Annotated in this window: 14 protein-coding genes; 6 read left to right on the top strand and 8 right to left on the bottom strand. The window is 71.5% G+C overall.

What is annotated here, in order from left to right:
* Nucleotides 1-18: 18 nt before the first annotated feature.
* Nucleotides 19-1,287, bottom strand: coding sequence for an ABC transporter substrate-binding protein (locus tag AC559T_RS07745; protein ID WP_498868259.1), 1,269 nt, complete (start codon nt 1,285-1,287; stop codon nt 19-21).
* A 383-nt stretch (nt 1,288-1,670) separates the two neighbouring features.
* Here AC559T_RS07745 and AC559T_RS07740 point away from each other — a divergent pair, with 383 nt between their 5' ends.
* Entirely contained in the window at nt 1,671-2,921 is a 1,251-nt protein-coding gene (locus AC559T_RS07740; protein WP_498868258.1) for an ABC transporter ATP-binding protein, read from the top strand.
* A gap of 57 nt (nt 2,922-2,978) precedes the next feature.
* Here AC559T_RS07740 and AC559T_RS07735 read toward each other — a convergent pair whose 3' ends face one another.
* Nucleotides 2,979-3,932 carry a helix-turn-helix transcriptional regulator gene (locus AC559T_RS07735; protein ID WP_498868284.1) on the bottom strand — a complete coding sequence of 318 codons (954 nt, stop codon included), beginning with the start codon at nt 3,930-3,932 and terminating at the stop codon, nt 2,979-2,981.
* A gap of 109 nt (nt 3,933-4,041) precedes the next feature.
* Here AC559T_RS07735 and AC559T_RS07730 point away from each other — a divergent pair, with 109 nt between their 5' ends.
* Complete coding sequence (locus tag AC559T_RS07730; RefSeq protein WP_498868257.1) at nt 4,042-5,559, top strand: MFS transporter; 1,518 nt, start codon at nt 4,042-4,044, stop codon at nt 5,557-5,559.
* A gap of 66 nt (nt 5,560-5,625) precedes the next feature.
* Here the strand turns inward: AC559T_RS07730 and AC559T_RS07725 are convergent, their stop codons facing one another.
* A complete protein-coding gene (locus AC559T_RS07725) occupies nt 5,626-7,437 on the bottom strand; it encodes a LuxR C-terminal-related transcriptional regulator (protein WP_498868256.1) in 1,812 nt (603 codons plus the stop codon).
* Between the two features lie 38 nt (nt 7,438-7,475).
* Between AC559T_RS07725 and AC559T_RS07720 the strand changes: the two genes are divergently transcribed.
* Nucleotides 7,476-8,345, top strand: a complete 870-nt coding sequence (locus tag AC559T_RS07720) for an Rv3169 family protein (RefSeq protein ID WP_243657577.1) — start codon at nt 7,476-7,478, stop codon at nt 8,343-8,345.
* Between the two features lie 155 nt (nt 8,346-8,500).
* Complete coding sequence (locus tag AC559T_RS07715; protein WP_498868255.1) at nt 8,501-9,547, top strand: lipocalin-like domain-containing protein; 1,047 nt, start codon at nt 8,501-8,503, stop codon at nt 9,545-9,547.
* Between the two features lie 82 nt (nt 9,548-9,629).
* On the opposite strand, the gene AC559T_RS07710 is transcribed toward AC559T_RS07715, so the two are convergent.
* The gene (locus tag AC559T_RS07710) at nt 9,630-10,262 is read right to left on the bottom strand and encodes a class I SAM-dependent methyltransferase (RefSeq protein ID WP_112106073.1); all 633 of its coding nucleotides are present in this window, start codon (nt 10,260-10,262) and stop codon (nt 9,630-9,632) included.
* A gap of 190 nt (nt 10,263-10,452) precedes the next feature.
* Between AC559T_RS07710 and AC559T_RS07705 the strand changes: the two genes are divergently transcribed.
* A complete protein-coding gene (locus AC559T_RS07705) occupies nt 10,453-10,995 on the top strand; it encodes a P-loop NTPase family protein (protein WP_235013916.1) in 543 nt (180 codons plus the stop codon).
* Between the two features lie 487 nt (nt 10,996-11,482).
* Here the strand turns inward: AC559T_RS07705 and AC559T_RS07700 are convergent, their stop codons facing one another.
* On the bottom strand, nt 11,483-11,689 hold the full coding sequence (locus tag AC559T_RS07700; protein WP_018502733.1) for a cold-shock protein: 207 nt from the start codon (nt 11,687-11,689) through the stop codon (nt 11,483-11,485).
* A gap of 302 nt (nt 11,690-11,991) precedes the next feature.
* Between AC559T_RS07700 and AC559T_RS07695 the strand changes: the two genes are divergently transcribed.
* Complete coding sequence (locus AC559T_RS07695) at nt 11,992-12,177, top strand: helix-turn-helix transcriptional regulator (protein ID WP_112106072.1); 186 nt, start codon at nt 11,992-11,994, stop codon at nt 12,175-12,177.
* Between the two features lie 260 nt (nt 12,178-12,437).
* On the opposite strand, the gene AC559T_RS07690 is transcribed toward AC559T_RS07695, so the two are convergent.
* The 3 genes from AC559T_RS07690 to AC559T_RS07680 form a co-directional block, all read right to left on the bottom strand.
* A complete protein-coding gene (locus AC559T_RS07690; RefSeq protein WP_112106071.1) occupies nt 12,438-13,106 on the bottom strand; it encodes a DUF4232 domain-containing protein in 669 nt (222 codons plus the stop codon).
* Nucleotides 13,107-13,234: 128 nt separating this feature from the next.
* Nucleotides 13,235-13,882, bottom strand: coding sequence for a hemerythrin domain-containing protein (locus tag AC559T_RS07685; protein ID WP_112106070.1), 648 nt, complete (start codon nt 13,880-13,882; stop codon nt 13,235-13,237).
* A gap of 53 nt (nt 13,883-13,935) precedes the next feature.
* A complete protein-coding gene (locus AC559T_RS07680) occupies nt 13,936-17,352 on the bottom strand; it encodes an ATP-binding protein (protein WP_498868254.1) in 3,417 nt (1,138 codons plus the stop codon).
* Between the last annotated feature and the right edge of the window lie 18 nt (nt 17,353-17,370).

The raw sequence follows: 17,370 nt of genomic DNA, 5'->3' as shown, positions 1-17,370 counted from the left end.
ATCTCCCTCCTGCCGCGCTCAGCGGGCCGCGCGTTCCGCTTCGTCGACCGATTCCCGGAACGCGGCGTCGGGGGCCTGGTCCTCCTGCTCGATGCGCTGGATTCCGTGCTCCATCGCCTGCCGTACGGCGCCGTGCTTCGCGCCCTGGTACTGCGGCGCGAGCTTGATCGCCGATTCACCGAAGATCCGGCCGGTGGGGGCGTCGTCGAAGAACGGGTTGGTGAACGACTGCACCGCGGGATCCCTGATCGCCCCGAGGCTGGAGGGGAAGTTTCCCGTCTCGGCGAAGATGCGGGTCTGCTGTGCCGGGGCGGTCAGGAACGAGACCAGCTCGTAGGCCAGGTCCTGGTGATCGCTCTGCGCCGGGATGGTCAGCCAGGAGCCGCCCCAGTTGCCGCTCCCGCCCGGGATGGCGGCGATGTTCCACTTGCCGGCCGTGTCCGGCGCGTTCTCCTTGATGTAGCCCTGCATCCAGGCCGGGCAGGTGATCGTCGCGAAGGTGCCCGCCTTCATCGCGGTCACCCATTCGTCCTCGAACGCGACCAGCCCGGCGGACTGGCCGTCTGCGATGGCCTGCGCGGTCGCGTCGAAGGCGGCTTTGACCTGCGGATTCGAACCGACGATCAAGTCGGGTGTGCCGGTGGCGTAGTAGCTCTCGTCGAGCTGGAAGACCTGCGCGTTGTAGATGTTGGTGCCGGCGTCGAAGAACTTCGGGCCGGTGTTCTTCGCGGTGAAGGTGCGCCCGGTCTTGAAGTAGTCGTCCCAGCTCGGCCAGAGCGCGCTGACCGCTGCCGGGTCGGTCGGCAGCCCGGCGGCGGCGAACAGGTCGGTGCGGTAGCACATCGCGAGCCCGCCGACGTCGGTTCCCAGGCCGATCTGGGTCTTCCCGTCGGCCGACAGCGACCCGGCCCACTTGAACTCGGGATAGTCGGCCTGCCGGTCGCCCGCTCCCAGGTCGAGCAGGTTGACGAACTGCTCCGGAGCGGCCTTCAACTGCGCCATGAAGCCTTCGTCGACCGCCTCGACGTCGGCGGCTCCGGACCCGGCCGCGAGGTGGTTGACCAGGTTGTTGTGGTGGTCGTTGTACTCGCTGACGGTCTCGACGATCTCGATGTCGGGGTGGCTCGCCTCGAACTCCCGGTACAGATCCGTGTAGCCGAAGACGCCGAACGTGTTGATGGTGAGCTTGGTCTTCCCTCCGTCGTCACCGCAGGCGCTGGTCAGTAACGCCATGGCCAGGACGGCCGTCCCGGCCATGGCCGCGTGGCGACCTCGTCGTGCCCTCATGAAGCCCTCCCTCTGGCTTCACACCCACCGCGCTGATCGCGTGTGAGCGCTCTCATGGCTTCGAAACTGTGAACGGACATGACGGGACTGTCAAGGGTTGATGACCCTCGGATAAATAGACTCCGAAGAGTGTTCGGCGGACTCCGTAAAGGAGTCGAAAAGCGTCCCGGATGAGGGTCTGGACGGCCGGCGCGGATCATGCGAACCTGGCCGGACGGCGCCATGACGCGGGCATCGGGAACTCCCTCTCCCGAATGCCCACCACGGCCGGTCGGGCGCCGCACGCACCCCCGTCCGACGCGTCCGGAATTCCGCGCCCGGAATTCCGCACGTCGGGGCGGCTGACACGTCCGGCACAGGTGCCGCAGGGAAGAGGGAGCCCCATGTCCACGATCGAGTTCCGCGACGTCACGCTCACCTACGATGTCCGGCCGATACTCGACAACCTCAGCCTCGTGATCGGGGACGGCGAGTTCCTCGTCCTCGTCGGTCCCTCCGGCAGCGGCAAGACGACGGCGCTGCGGATCGTCGCCGGCCTGCTCGCGCCCACCGCGGGCCAGGTCCTCGTCGGCGGCCGGGACGTCACCCGGGTGGCGCCGGCCGACCGTGACCTCGCGATGGTCTTCCAGAGCTACGCCCTGTACCCGCACATGACCGTGCGTCGCAACATGGAGTTCGGCCTGAAGCTCGCCGGGGTCGACCGGCGGGAACGCGACAGCAGGGTGGCCGCCGCGGCCGAGACGCTCGGCCTGACCGAGCTCCTCGACCGGCGGCCGCGGGCGCTGTCCGGCGGCCAGCGCCAGCGTGTCGCGATGGGGCGTGCGCTCGTCCGTCAGCCGCGGGCGTTCCTGATGGACGAGCCGCTGTCGAACCTGGACGCCAAGCTGCGGGTGCGGGTCCGCGCGGAGATCGCTCGCATCCAGCGCTCGCTGGGCACCACCACGCTCTACGTGACCCACGACCAGACCGAGGCGATGACGATGGCCGACCGGGTCGCCGTCCTGCACGACGGGCGGCTGCAGCAGGTCGGCACGCCCGATGACCTGTTCAACCGCCCGGCGAACGTCTTCGTCGCCGCGTTCATCGGCAGCCCGCCCGCCAACCTCGTCCCCGGCCGGCTGGTCTCAGAGGATCATGCCGTCGCGCTGCGGGTCGGCGACCAGACCCTCGTGCTGCCAGTGGACGTCGCCGCCGGGCTCACCCCGTCGGCCGGCACCGAGGTGATCGTCGGCGTGCGGCCGCATGACGTCCAGACCGAACCGCCGCCGGGACCAGCCCTGATCCTCGACGTCGACGTCGACCTTGTGGAGCGGCTCGGCACCGAGACCCTCGCCCACGGCGAGATGGTGACGGGTGCCCTCACCGGGAGCGCGGCGCGGGCGGCGATCGCGCTCGCCGCCGGCGACGACGAGCTCACCGGCCGGGAACCCGGCCAGGAGGCCGGTGATGAATCCGGGCGCGCGCCCGGCGGTCGTCCGGGGACGTCCCGTTTCACCGCCGCGCTGAGCCCGCGGACCGACGTCACCGCCGCCGGGCGGCTCCGGCTGTACGCCGCGGCGGACCGGCTCCACCTGTTCGACGCCGATACGGGCGCGACGCTGCGCCCCGCGCCCGCCGCCCTCGCCGCCGCCTGAGGAGCGCCGCCCGCCATCCTGCCGGGCCGTGGCCGGCGGGCGGTGCGGCGGGCGGGATCAGTGCTGGTGGTCCGGGACAGTCGCCTCGGGGTGGTCGCGGAGCCAGGCGATGTTGGCCCGGCTCTCGTCGTCGACCGGGGTGTAGATGACCATCCGGGTGCCGGGCAGGGCTGTGAGGTCCAGGTTCGTGGAGCGGGTCGCGATGTCCCCGACCGCCGGATAGTGGAACACCTTGTCGCAGGGCCGCGGCGGGGCCACGTCGTGCGTCGCCCACAGCCGGGCGAACTCGGCGCTCGCCGCGCACAGCCGCTGGACGAACTCCTGCCAGCCCGGGTCTCCCATGTGCTGGCTGTACCGGTACCGGAAGATCGCGACATGTTCGGGTGCCTGCTCGTCCAGGTTCACCAGCGGGTTGCAGCAGCGCGGGGTCGTGAACGCGAACCAGATCGAGTTCCGCGCGGCGGCGGAGGCGTTCACGAGGATGGGGAACAGCGCGGCATAGGCGGCGTTCCAGCTCAGCACATCGGAACGCGCGTTGACCAGGCACGCGGGCAGCGGGTCCAGGCTGTCGAGGATGGTCCGCATGTCCCGCGGCAGAGCCGGCGCCTCGTCGGTGGCGGGCTGCGGCCCGGGCGTGTCGGCCAGGCGGTAGAGGTGCTCGCGCTCGGCGGCGTCGAGCCGCAGCGTGCGCGCCACCGCGTCCAGCACCTGCGGGCTGGCGTTGATCGGACGGCCCTGCTCCAGCCAGGTGTACCAGGTGACGCCCACGCCCGCGAGCTGGGCGACCTCCTCCCGGCGCAGGCCCGGCGTGCGGCGGCGGGGCCCCGGCGGCATGCCGACCTCGTCGGGGGTGATGCGCTCCCGCCGACTGCGCAGGAACGAGGCCAGCTCCGGCCGGCGCCGCCCGTCCCGCGGGCCGGCCGTCGTCCGCGAGCCGGCCGTCGTCGAGCCCGCCGGCGCCGGGCGTACGTTACGGACCGCCGCGGCCGGAAGGGCATGGGACTGCGTCATCGTCACGGCCACCAGCTTGTCCGCTGTGTGGCGCCGGTGCCAGGTGCTGCGAGTACCAGTATCGACAGGCTCTCGTTACCAGTATCCGGACCGCCTCATGCTGAGGCTCATGGTCGAAGCAGCACACACCTCTCGGACGCGGGCACCACATCCCGCCACTGAGCGCCCGGCGGCCGGCGGAGCCCTGCTGGCCGTCATCCTCCTCGGCCAGTTCATGGCCATCCTGGACGTCAGCATCGTCAACGTGGCGCTGCCGACGTTGCGGACGGATCTGGACGTCTCCGGCGCCGGGCTACAGCTGATCGTCGCCGGCTACGTCCTCTCCTACGCGGTTCTGCTGATCACCGGTGCGCGGCTGGGCGGCATGTTCGGGCACCGGCGCGTGTTCAACGCCGGGCTCGCCGGGTTCACCGTGGCCTCGCTGGCCTGCGGCCTGGCACCCGGGACGTCCTCACTGATCGCCTTCCGGTTCCTGCAGGGGGTCAGCGCCGCGCTGATGACCCCCCAGGTCATGAGCCTGATCCAGCGCAATTTCGCCGGTGCCGCGCGGATGCGGGCGCTCGGCTACTTCTCCGCGGTGATCGCGGGCGGTGTCGTCGTCGGCCAGGCCGCCGGCGGGCTGCTCGTCAGCGCGAACCTGTTCGACGCCGGCTGGCGGACCGTCTTCCTGGTGAACGTGCCGATCGGGGTGCTGCTGCTCGTCGTCGGCCGGCGGGTCATGCCCTCGGACGAGGGGCGCGCGGGGGTCGACCTCGACATTCCCGGCCTGCTCGTCCTCAGCGCGGCGGTGCTGCTCTTCGTGATGCCGCTGATCCTCGGTCACGAGCTGGGCTGGCCGGCCTGGACGGCCGTGTCGCTGGCGGCGAGTGTCGTCCTGTTCGTGGTCTTCGTCCTGGTGGAACGGTGGGTCGCGGCCCGCGGGCGACGTCCGTTGATCTCGGGACGGGTGCTGCGCGCGCCCGGGTTGCTGCCCGCCGCCGGCACGCTGCTGCTCGGGCCGGCGTCGTGGGCCGGGTTCCTGTTCACCACCACCCTGCACCTGCAGGGCGACCTGGGGATGAGTCCGCTGCGCTCCGGGCTGGCGTTCGTCCCGTGCGTCGTCGCGTTCGCCGCGGTCGGGCTGAGCTGGCAGCGCCTGCCGTCCAGCTGGCACGCGAACCTGATCCCGGTCGGGCTGGTGTTCGCCGCCGTCTCGTATCTGTTCCTCGGGCCGCTGGCCGGCGGCGGCGCGCGCTACGAGATCCTCACCGCGCTGATCGGCCTGGGACTCGGCGTGATGTCGATCATCATCTCGGTGACGCTCGAACACGTCCCGGTCGAGGACGCGGCCGACGCCAGCGGCCTGCTGCTGACCCTGATGCAGCTCGGCCAGGTCATCGGCATCGCCACGGTCGGCACGGTGTTCCTGACCACCGCCGCCGACGGCGGCTCGACCCGCGACGCGGAGTACAGCACCGGCTGGGCGCTCGCGGCGGTCGCGTTCGTCGCGGCGGCGAGTGCCCTCCTGCTCGCCCGGCGTCGCGGGCGGCAGCTGAGAGTGGTCTTTCCCGTCCAGGCACACGACGTCGATCCGGATCGTGCGGATCAGGTGATCGTGGCCGCTCCCACAGTGCCGACCGGCGTCTAACCCGCGGCCGTCCCCAGCCGGCCCTCGCGTGGCCCGCCCGCCCCGTGGCCGGGTGGGCCTGCCGGTCTATCCGGTGGCCCCGGCCGGCTGGTCGGCGATCCAGGCCGCGATCCGGGAGCGGGAGGTGAACCCGAGCTTGTTCAGTATCTGCTGGACGTGCGTCTCGGCCGTGCGGGGGGAGATCACCAGGGTCGCCGCGATCTCCTTGTTGCTCAGCCCCCGCGCGACCAGGTCCGCGACCTGGCGTTCCCGCTTCGTCAACCGACAGCCCGGATCCCGCTTGGCGGCGCCGGCCGGCGAGGCGGAGTACGACCCCTTCGTCGCACGGGCGCAGGCGTCCTCGGAGGAGAGGGCGGCGCCCTGCGTCCAGGCGGCGTCGAAGGACCGCCTGCCGAGCGCCTTGCGGGACCTGGCCTCACAGCGCCGGCGGAACCTGAACAGGGCGGGCAGCGCGACGGTCGAGGTGCCCATCCGCTCCCAGAGCCGGTCCGCCGCGCCGAGCAGGACGGCGGCTGTGGCGCACTCACCGAGGCTGGTCTCGATCCAGGCCAGCGTCTCCAGGCACAGCGCGAAGCCCAGATGGTCGGGCCGGCTGGTGAGCGCCGCGCGCGCGACGGCCAGGGCCCGCTCGGGGTCGCCGGTACGCCAGGTGGCAATGGCGTAGGCCCACTCCGCGTACGAGCGGAGCCGGTGGTCGTTGCGGAGCTCCGCGATGGCGACCCATTCGGCGTGGTACCGCTGGGTCGCCTCCGGGGTGGCGCTGAGCGCCGCCGCCAGGGTGAGCAGAGCCAGGGTCTCCCGCTCGCGGTTGAGGTCACCGTCGCGGCGGAACTGGGCCAGCGCCTGCTCGAGGCTGAGCCACGACTGCTGCCCGGGCCCGGTCCACTCCTGGTCGGCCCGCGCGGCGAGATCGGCGTACCAGTCACGGTGCCGGCGTCGCATCGCCTGCCACCCGCCGCTTTCCTCGAGCTTCTCCTGCCCGTACTGCCGCAGCATCTCCAACAGGAGGAAACGGCCGCGTTCCGCGCCGGGTTCGTACGTGAGAATTGACTTGTCGACCAGGGAGAAGATCAGATCCAGCAGGGGATCGGCGAAACGCTCGTCCCCACATATCCCCTCGGCGGCGTCGAGCTCGAAACCGCCGGCGAACACCGACAGATGGGTCCACAGGAGCCGCTCCTGCGGCGTGCAGAGATCGAAGCTCCAGTCGACGCAGGTACGCAGTGTGCGCTGACGATCGGCGACGCGCCGGCCGTCATGGCGCAGGATCTCAGTGTTCTCGCTGAGACGGGCCAGGATTTCGGCGGGCGGTAGCGCCCGGGTCTTGACCGCGGCGAGCTCGATGGCGAGGGGGATCCCGTCCAGCCGGCGGCAGATCTCGCCGACCACGGCCCGGTTGTCCTCGGTGAGCTCGAAGTCCGGGCGGACCGAGCGTGCCCGCTCGCGGAACAGTGTCGTCGCGTCGGAAGCGGCGTGCCGGCGCGCGTCGTGCCCGTCGGGTACCGGGAACGGAGAGACCATGTAGACCGTCTCACCGGCGACCCGCAGCGACTCCCGACTCGTCGCCAGGACGTGCAGATTGGGGCAGGCGCCCAGCAGGATGTCGGTCAGCTCGGCGCAGGCGTCCACCAGATGCTCGCAGTTGTCCAGTAACAGCAGAATGCGTCTCGACGCGATGTGATCGGTCAGCGTCGCCAGAAGCTGGTCGGCTCCCCTCGGCGGGCATCCGAGAGTGGCGGCGACGGTGTGCCCGAGCAGGCGTGGGTCGCGTAGTTGGGCCAGCTCGATGAACCAGGCTCCGCCCGGGTACGCCCGCCGGGCTTCGGCCGCGGTGCGTAACGCCAGCCGGGTCTTGCCCACTCCGCCGACACCCGTCACCGTGACCAGCCGAAAATCGCCGAGTATACGACGAGCAGATGTATTTCGCGCTCGCGTTCGGTCTCTATCCCAGTCGTGGGATTATCGACGCCGCCTTCAGCGTGGTTCACGACGGGGTGCAGCGGTCGGTGTTCGCGTCGGGGCGCATCCCGTTGGACCGGACCCGGACGAGCATCGGCCCGATCTCGGTGGAGATCGTCGAGCCGCTTCGGGTCAACCGCATCCTGGTCGACGCCGCGGAACACGGGCTGGTCGCCGACCTCACCGCCACCGCCCGTACGCCGGCTCACGAGGAGCCGCGGGCCACGCAGTATGACGGGACCGAGCTTCGCACCGACTCCACCCGGGCCACCCAGATGGTGACCTGGACCGGTCAGCTCGCATCCGGCGGCCAGGACATCCGGGTGAACGACGGGACCTACGGCACGAAGGACCGCTCCTGGGGAATTCGTGGTGTGGGTGAACGTACGCCCGCCGCACCGCGTACCGCTCTGCCGCAGGTGTTCTTCCTGTGGGCGCCGCTGAACTTCGCCGATGAGTGCCTGCACTACGTGGTGATGGAGAACGAGGCGGGGCAGCCCTGGCTGGAGCGCTCCGCCGGAGCGTCACTGCTCCTCGCCCCGGGCGAGACCGTGGAGCTGGAGCCGCTGCAGACCTTCCGGATGAAGGGCGTCGGCTACCTGCACCCCACATGGGGACACGGCCGATGGCACGACGAACTGGCCGTGGGTGGCGAGACCTTCAAGGTGGCGGAACTGGACACCATTGCTCCCGACTGTGTGCACGTTCAGCAGGTCGTACGCGCGGTCTGGGGTGACCGAATCGGACTCGGCGTGCTGGAGCAGCTCGTCATCGGATCCTACGAACCCGGTGGATTCCGCGGCATGCTCGACGGCGCGCCGGAATGATCCATCGATGCCCCAGTCCACACCGTCCACGATCGCACCCCAAAGGAGACCGCAGAATGAGATTCATCCCTGACCGCTTACGCAACGGGAGACGGCGCCGAAGTCCGCTGCTGGTGGGATTCGTCGCCGCTGCCTCGTCACTTCTCCTGCTCGCCGTGGGTGCGCCCGGCGCGTCCGCCGTCACGCTGGGGCCGGTTTCCCTGCCGGGCGACGAGGCGCCGCACCGTGACGCATCGATGGAGTGGTGGTACTTCACCGGGCACCTGCAGGGCAAGGACATCTTCGGGAAATCCCATGAGTATGGGTTCGAGATGACCATGATCCGTATGGATGCGCTGGGGACCGAGCCGGTAACAGCGATCTGGAACGGGCATCTCGCGATCAGCGACGTCACCCGCCAGGCCTTCAAGCAGGACGAGGCGACCTACGCACTCCTGCCTGACGTCGTTCCGGCCGGTGGTGGCTTCAACAACACCGTCGGCCTGTACCACATGGATGGCAAGAACGGCGTCAACCATCTTTCGGGCGGCTTCGCGGACCTCAGCTACGCGGGCATCAACCTCACCCTCCGTCAGACACAGCCGGCGGCGCTGCACGGGAATGCCGGAGTCATTCCCTACGGGCCGTTCGGTCAGTCCGGCTACTACTCCCAGACGAACCTCAAGGCGAGCGGAACGCTCCTGGACCACGGTGTGCCCGTGAACGTCACCGGCACCGCCTGGCAGGACCACCAGTGGGGTGACTTCACTGCTAGTCCGGGAGGCTGGGAGTGGTTCAGTATCCAGCTCGACGACAACACGCAGTACATGCTCTACTTCATCCACAATGCCAACAACCAGCTTGTTGAGACGGTCGGCACCCGGGTGAACGCCAACGGCACCACCACGAACCTCGCCCCCGGCACCATCTCCTCGACGCCGCTGGGTAGCTGGACGAGCCCACACACAGGCATCACCTACCAACAGAAATGGTCGATCAACGTTCCTGGTGGATCGTTGACGATCACACCCCGGCTCGCCGACCAGGAGCTGTACAACCCGCTTGTTCCGCAGGGTTCGTACTGGGAGGGCACCTCGACCGTGACCGGCACCATAAACGGTGCGAACATCACCGGTAAGGCGTACGCCGAGCTGACTCCGTCCATCACGCTTCCGACCCGCGGATCTGTGTGGCAGGGAATCCTGGACGCGCTCAACCTCTGATCACACCCAGAGAGACGATGTCGCCACCGTCGCAGAAGCGGCGGTGGCGACATCCTTGATTCCGGGCCGAGACGACCGGTGCTCAGAGCCGGGTGATGGTGGCCAGCCAGGACGGGATCGCGCTCGGCCCGATGGTGATCTCGATCTCGGCCGGTTCGACGGAGTCGACCCGCCAGCCGTCGGTGAAACCGGCTCGGATCTCGTGCTGGCTGACCCGGCGTGGTCCGGTCTCCCCGGGAACCTGATCATTGAAGCAGAGCATGAAATAGCGGCCGCCGCTGGCGATCGTGGCCCCGAGGGTCGCGATGAAACGGGCGCGGTCGTCGTCGGTGAAGACGTGGAACAGGCCGCAGTCGAGCACCGTGTCGAACCTCTCGTCGAGGGCGACCAGCTCCAGTGCGTCCCAGACCAGGAACCGAGCCGAGATGCCCCGGTCGGCCGCTTTGGCATCGGCACGGGCGATGGCTGCCGCGGCGGTGTCGACGCCGGTGGCCTCCAGGCCGCGACCGGCGGCCATCAGAGCGTGTTCCCCGGTGCCGCAGCCCACGTCGAGCACCCGGCCGCGGATCAGCCCCGCCTCGGCGAGGGCCTCGAACGCAGGCTGGGGGCGGCCGATGTCCCAGGGCGGTGTCCCCTGGTAGAACGCGTCGAAGTCAGCCGGATGTCGCGGCCGCAGCGGAATGGGCACGCCGTCCGGACCGTTCGCGATGGCCATGCGCAGCGGTCCTCCTCGGTGTTCGGGAGCGGTGCTTGTGCGCCTGGGACGGCGACGATGGTCACTGTGGATAACCCATCCATCGCTCCTGGCGTCCACCCAGACTACGGCGCTTGCCCCGGGAGCACCCGCTGGCCGCAGCTGCCCAGGCGACCGCGCGCCGGTCCAGGGCCGGATTAAGATCATCGCTGTGCGCAGGGTACTGGTGGTGGGGGCGTCCGGGGCCGGGAAGTCGACACTCGCCCGAAACATGGCGGAACGCCTGAAAGTGCCACACGTCGAGCTCGACGCGCTGTACCACGGCCCGGGCTGGGTGCCCCGCCCCGCCTTCCGGACCGACGTCGACGAGATCACCGGCGCCCCCGGCTGGATCGTCGACGGCAACTACGCGGCCGTGCGCGAGCTCCTGTGGGCCCGGGCGGACACGGTCGTCTGGTTGGACCTGCCGCGCTGGCTGGTCGAATGGCAGGTCGTGACGAGGACGGCCCGCCGGATCGTGTGCCGGACCACGCTGTGGAACGGCAACCGGGAACGCTGGCGTGAGCTGCCGCGGGCCTCGCATCCGATCCGCTGGGGGTGGCGCAAGCATGGTGAGTACCGGACGCGCTACGGCGCCCGCTTCGCGGATCCGCTCAACGGCGGGAAGGAGCTGGTCCGGCTGCGCAGCCGCCGGGAGGTCCGCCGCTGGGTCGCCGCACTGCCACCGGCGCCCCTCGACCGGACTGCACGATGAGACCTGAATCCCGAAACAGACCTGGCTTCTGGGACGAAACAGACTGAGCCCCTGGGACCTTGTGGGTCCCAGGGGCTCAGTCTTCAGGAGTCAGCGACATATTTGATCACAACAGCCCCGCGGGTACACGGGCGCGGCCGCGTCGGCCCATGATCGACCGACCTACTCCCGAACCGACCGCTGGCGATCGGCGGCAGTAGTCCCCGCGCAGTAGTTCCCGCGGTCTGTACGTGAACTGTCTGCCCAAGTCAGAGGTACCGCCGGACTGTTGGGTATGCCCACCAACTATGTCAAACGCACGAATCCTCGCGCGCCCCCGCGTCCGAAAACCGCACTTCACGGACAGCAGGGTGAATACGTTCAAGTCTTGAAATGATCTCGATGGCGACGTGGGCCGGTTGCCACGCAGCTACGCGATCGGGCTTGTCGGACCCCTGCAAAAACTGAGGTTCTAGCCCCAAGACGAGCTGGCTTCTATCTACTTGTGCTAGCTGAGGGGCTGCACCTTGGCGGCCTGCGGCCCCTTCTGCCCCTGCTCGATGTCGAAGGAGACGCGCTGCCCCTCTTCGAGCGACTTGTAGCCGTCACCCACGATGGACGAGAAGTGGGCGAAGACGTCGGGCCCTCCGCCGTCCACTGAGATGAAGCCGAAGCCCTTCTCGGCGTTGAACCACTTGACAGTACCTTCTGACACGGTCGCTCCTCGCTCGCTTGCTGCGGTACACCCACGTGGTGTCCCGAATCTGCGCGGTGATCTCCAACTTCTGATCACCGGTGATGCCATCCTGAAGGTGACCGGCGGCACCCAAATAGAAGAGCAACGGATCCACCGTACACCTTGATCGCGAGTGTGTCGCCTGCGGTCGATCGTGGACAGGAAGCGGCCGGCGGGTCGTGTGCTCCGTGCGTGGCCGGATGCGACCGGGTGGGCGTCGGACCCGCGCACGCCCGGATGACAGCCACCGCGCCTGTGGGGCATACGCGTAGCATGCTGTTGTGACAGCCGATGACCTGTGGAGTACCGCGGACATCGCCCGTCGGCTGGGCATCTCGGCGGATCGTGCCCGGCGGCTGTGCGCTCGTGATGATTTTCCCGAGCCGATCCGGTCCGTGCCCTTTTTCGACCTGTGGCGGGCCGGCGACGTCGAGGCCTGGCTCCTGGAGGGCCGGACCGCGGAGTGACCGTCCCGGCACCGTTATCGCCCCCGAACACGGGCCACACGAGGGCTACACGGCACACCGCGACGTCGACACACGCCAACCCGACTCAGATGGGTCAGAGGATCGCGTTCGGCTGAATCCGCGCAGGACGGATAAGTCGTTACCAGCTGACAGCACCAGCTGACAACACCAGATGACAACCAAGCCTTGAAGCCAAGCCTTGAAACGTGAAAAACGCGGGCCGCGTGCCCGAGGGACAGCGGCGTCCACCTGGGAAGGCTTCAGGCGCCCGGTTCGAACGCGGAGATGTACGTGCCGGGGTGCGTGGCGCCGTCCTGCCGCAGGACGGGTCCGCGCGTCCACGGGACCGACAGCGAGTCCCGCTCGTCCGGAGGGGTCAGGACGAGGGTGACCGGAGCGAAGACAGGGTTGCCGGTGCCGTCGCCGGGGTCGGTCGGCAGGTAGGCCAGCGTCGCGTGTGCCCGCTCGCCGGGCGCCAGGACGACCCGCGTGGGATTGACGAGGGTGGACCGCACGAGGTCCCAGGTGTCTCCGGTCGCCGACCGCAGCTGCGCGCCGGGGTGTCCGTACAGGGCGCAGCCGGCCGCGGAACGGTTGGCGAAGATCACGTGAAGCTGTTGCTGGCCTGTGCCTTCCGCGGGTGCCGCGTCCAGTGACGCGGCGAGTCCCGCCGCCGTGCACCGCGCGACCGCCGGGGACGGCTCCGCGCCGTCCCGCGGATCGGCTCCGGCAGCCGCGCCGGACTCGCCCGATCCGACCGACCCGCCGGGCGAGACCGCGGCCCCGGGCGAGACCCTGGTGCCGGGTGAGATCGCGGGGGAGCCCGCCGTCGTGCCGGCCGAATCGCCGCACGACGCGGGAAGGACGGCCGCGACCAGCACGAGACCGATCGTCCACCTGCGGTGCACCACACCTGACGGCCGTCGCACGCGTCCTCCATGACGATCGAGGGCCCCGCGCCGGCACCGTCTCACGCGCGGACAGACGGCGTCGGTCCAGGGTCGCGACGCCGACATCGTGCGCCGTGCCCGGCCGGGCACGGCCCGGCCCGGCCGGATCAGACGCTCAGCAGAGCGTGCTCGTCGGCGCCGTAGAGGAGCTCGAAGCGACGCTGGTAGGACGGCCACCAGAAGCGGTTGAACAGAAAGCGCGGGATGGGCGGAACGGTCGCGAGGGCGGCCGTACGCAGCTCCTTGTGCGCGCCGCTCGAGTACCACCCGAAGACCGCGGGCGCGCGCCGCCGGCCGATCTCGGCGAGTGCCTGCCGGCCGATCTCCTCCATCTCGGCCAGGGTCAGATGGTCGAGCATCAGCGGGAGGACGACCGTGTCCTCGTGGTCCAGGTGCACGTTGATCAGGTCGTGCAGCGCCTCGAGAACCTGAGCCCGCTCGGTGAGCGCGACGGCGGTGTCGGCGGCCGCGGCCAGCAGCGGGTCGACCGACTCGTGCTCGGCGGCGAGAGCGTCGAGCTCGCCGGCTGCCTCCGGCGCGCGCAGGCGCAGCAGCGGCCAGAGGTCCCGGTCCTCGCCGGCATGATGGCTGTGCAGGACGCCGGTGGTCAGCGCGATCTGCTCCTCGATCAGCGCGGCGTGCTCGGCGTCCCGCGGGGCACGGGCGACCCGGGCCAGCCGGCCGAACTCCCGGCGCATCCCGGCGTGCGCGATGACGAAACCGGCCAGGTCATCCATGATCAGTGCGCGGGCCATCGAGGTTCCCTCCCTTTTTCCTTCGGATGGGACTCAGCGTGGCGGTTGCCGCTTTACGGGCACTTGGCAAGCGCTTGGTGCGCTCTTGCCGTCCAGTAGGGGGAGTCGTTCGCCTCGAGCAGGGCGAGGGCCGCGGTCAGGTGCTCCCGGGCGGCCATGTGGTCGCCGAGCGCCAGGTAGGCCTCGCCCAGGTGGCTGTCGACGGCCCCGACGACCGCTGTGCAGGTGCCCAGGCTCGCCAGCTCGCCCGAGTGCGGCCGCAGGTGGGCGATGTCCTCCTCGACGGTGTCCAGCACGCCGAGGGCCACCGCGGCGTTCAGCCGCATGACGACCGCGCTGAGCCAGGTGTAGTCGCGCGGCGGCAGCCGCATCTCGGCGAGCGCGGCGCGGCCCGCCTCGGGGCGCCCGGCGGCGGCGAGGGCCAGCGCCAGTGACCCGCGCAGGGCCTCGATGCCGGTGGAGGCCAGCGAGCGGGCCAGCGTGTCGGCCAGCCGGGCCAGCGTGCCGGCCTGGAGGGCCCGGTCGATGACGTTCGCGACGAACGAGCTCTCGACCCCGTTCTGCGCGGCCAGCCCGAGGCGCCCGACGGCGGCGGTCGCCACGTCCGCGGACTCCTCGAGCTCGCCCGAGAAGGCCAGCAGCGCCGCCCGCATGATCGCCGCCTGGTAGGCGAGGGTCGGCGAGCCGAGCCGGGTGATCATCGTGTCCGCTTCGTCCAGCGCGACCCGTGCCCGCGCGACGTGGCCGAAGCGGACCAGGTTGTCGACGAGGGTGAGGTGGGCGCCGACCAGCAGCTCCGGTGGTGTCGACGGCAGGGACGCCAGCTCTCGCGCGCAGGCGTGCCGGTGCTCGGCGTAGTCGGCCCCGGTCACGGTGAGGCTGCGCAGGTGCAGGACCCGCGGCAGCAGCGCAAGGTCGTCGGCGACGTCCCGCGCCGCGGCCACGGCCAGTGCGCCGGCCCGCTCGGCCTCGGCCATCCGTCCGACGTGGGATTCGAGCACCGCGAGGCAGCCGACGGCCAGCGCCCGGTCGCGGCCGGCGGCCGGCAGCCCGCCGAGCGCCCGCTCGAGCGCGCGGTGCAGTCGGCCGCGGTCGGTGCCGTAGGGGAACGGGAACCACGGCGAGCCACCCATCGCGGCCTCGGCGACCCGGACGATCAGGTGCGGATCGTCGCCGGCCTCGTCGAGGGCCCGGTCCACCACGTCGAGCCCGTCGTTGAGCTGGCCCGCCGCGTACCGGGCGCTGACCAGGCCGAGGAGGAGCTCCAGCCGGGTGCCGCGGTCTGCGCCCGCCAGCTCGGCCGCGGCCAGCGCCTCCTGCCAGTAGCCGGCCGCGTCCTCGGGCGCGAGCCGGTCGGCCGCCGCGCGCGCCGCGCGGGCGGCGTGCTCCGTCGCGGCACGGGCCGTCTCGGCGCCGAGCTCGGCGGCGGCCAGCCAGTGCCGCGCGACCTCGCCGGCCCGCTCGGGACGTCCGGCGTACCGCTCGGCGGTGACCTCGCCGTACCGGCGGTGCAGGTGCGCGCGGCGCAGCCGGGAGTGGCCGGCGTCGAGCGCCTCGCGGACCAGCGAGTGGGAGAACCGGAACCGGCCCAGCCGGTCGCCGGCCTCGGTGATGAGCCCGGCGGCGAGCGCGGCGTCGAGCAGGTCGAGGGATGTCTCGAAGGTGTGCCCGGCGACCTGGGCGACCACGTCCGCGTCGAACTCGCCGCCGGCCACCGCCGCCGTGGCGAGCAGCGCGGCGGCGGGCTCCGGCAGGCGCGCGACCCGCCGGGACAGCACATCGCGGACGTGATCGGGCAGCGCGCCCTGCGCCCTGTCCTGCTCCGCGCCCCGGTCCGTGGCCGGCCCGGCGGCGCCGGGCCCCGCCAGGCCGCGTCGGCCGGGCCCGCGCAGGCGGACGAGCTCACCGATGAAGAACGGGTTGCCCGCGGTACGGGAGCGCAGGGCGCTCGCCGTCTCGGGTCCCGGGTCCGTGCCGGTGGTGGCCCGCATCAGCTCGCGGACGGCGGCGTCGTCCAGCCCGTCGAGGCGGAGCCGCTCGCAGCCGGACCTGGCCAGCGCGGCGCGGGTGTCCGCCAGCGCGCCGGCCTCGTGGGTGCGGAACGTGCCGATCACCATCACGCCCCGCGGCGCCGCCCCGCCGACGTGGGCCAGCAGCCGCAGCGAGGAGACGTCCGCCCAGTGCAGATCGTCGAGGACGATGACCAACGGCGCGGCCGCCGCGAGGTAGCCGGCGACTCCCTCGTACAGCCGCAGCCGGGCTCCGGCCGCGTCGTACCCGCCGGGCTCCTGCGCCCGCTGGTCGATGAGCGCGGCCACGCCGGGCGGCACCGGGACGTCCGGCCGCGCGGCGGCCACCGCGCGCAGGCTCTGCTCCCAGGGCCACAGGGCCGGCGCCACCTCGTGCTCGGGGCACGCTCCCCAGGCCGTCAACCGGCCGCACCGGCGGCCCAGCTCCGCAACGAGCCGCGTCTTGCCGACACCCGGCTCGCCGTCGACCAGCACCACGCGCCCGCGCCGGGCCGGCGCCGGGATCGCCGCGAGCAGCGCCGCCAGGGCCTCGTCGCGGCCCACGAACGGGCCGGACGGCTCAGGGGCCCCGGCCCCGGCGGGGGACACGTCGGGGAGCACGGGCCGCGGGCCGTCCAGCCCCGTCGTCGGAGACACGGCCGGCTGCGCCGCGGCCGGCTCGTGGGCGCCACCGGTCCAGGCCAGCGCGGGGTCGTGACGCAGGATGGCGAGTTCCAGGGCGGCGAGCTCCGGCCCGGGGTCGACGCCCAGCTCCTCGGCCAGGTGGGCGCGAGCCGCCCGCAGCGCGGCCAGCGCCTCCGCCGGCCGGCCACACCGGTAGATCGCGAGGGCGAACAGCCCCCAGGCCCGCTCGCGAAGCGGGTGACGCGCCGTGAGGGCCTCCAGATCGGCGGCGGCCTCGTCGTGCCGCCCCAGCTCGACGAGCGCCCGCGCGCGGTCCTCGACGGCGCTCTGCCGCAGCTCCTCGAGACGTCCGGCTTCCGGCCTGATCCAGGACGCGTCCCGCACGTCGGCGTAGGCGTCACCGCGCCACAGCGCCAGGGCGGCGTCGAGGGCGGGCAGCGCCTCGGCCGGTCGCCCGGCCTCCAGCGAGCCGCGGGCCGCGCCGAGCGCCGCGACGAACTGCCGGGCGTCGACCTCCGCCGCGCCGGTGCGCAGCACGTACCCCGGCGCCTGGGTCACCAGCACGGTCGCCCGCTCCCGGGGGTCCCGCTCCGGCTCGAGCAGACGGCGCAGGTTCGAGACGTACACCTGCAGGCTCGCCGTCGCGCTGGCCGGCGGCTGGCCGTCCCACAGCCGCTCGATGATCGTCTCGACCGGGATGACGGTGTCGCCGGCCGCCAGGAGAAGGGCGAGCAGCGCGCGCTGTTTCGGTGGGCCGAGGTCGAGTGGCGCACCGCCCAGGAGCACCTCGACCGGTCCGAGGACCTGAATTCGCACGGGCCCGATAGTAGGGCC

Source organism: Frankia sp. Hr75.2, assembly GCF_949319125.1.
GTDB classification, from domain to species: domain Bacteria; phylum Actinomycetota; class Actinomycetes; order Frankiales; family Frankiaceae; genus Parafrankia; species Parafrankia soli.
This window is presented reverse-complemented; position numbering and strand designations above follow the sequence as displayed.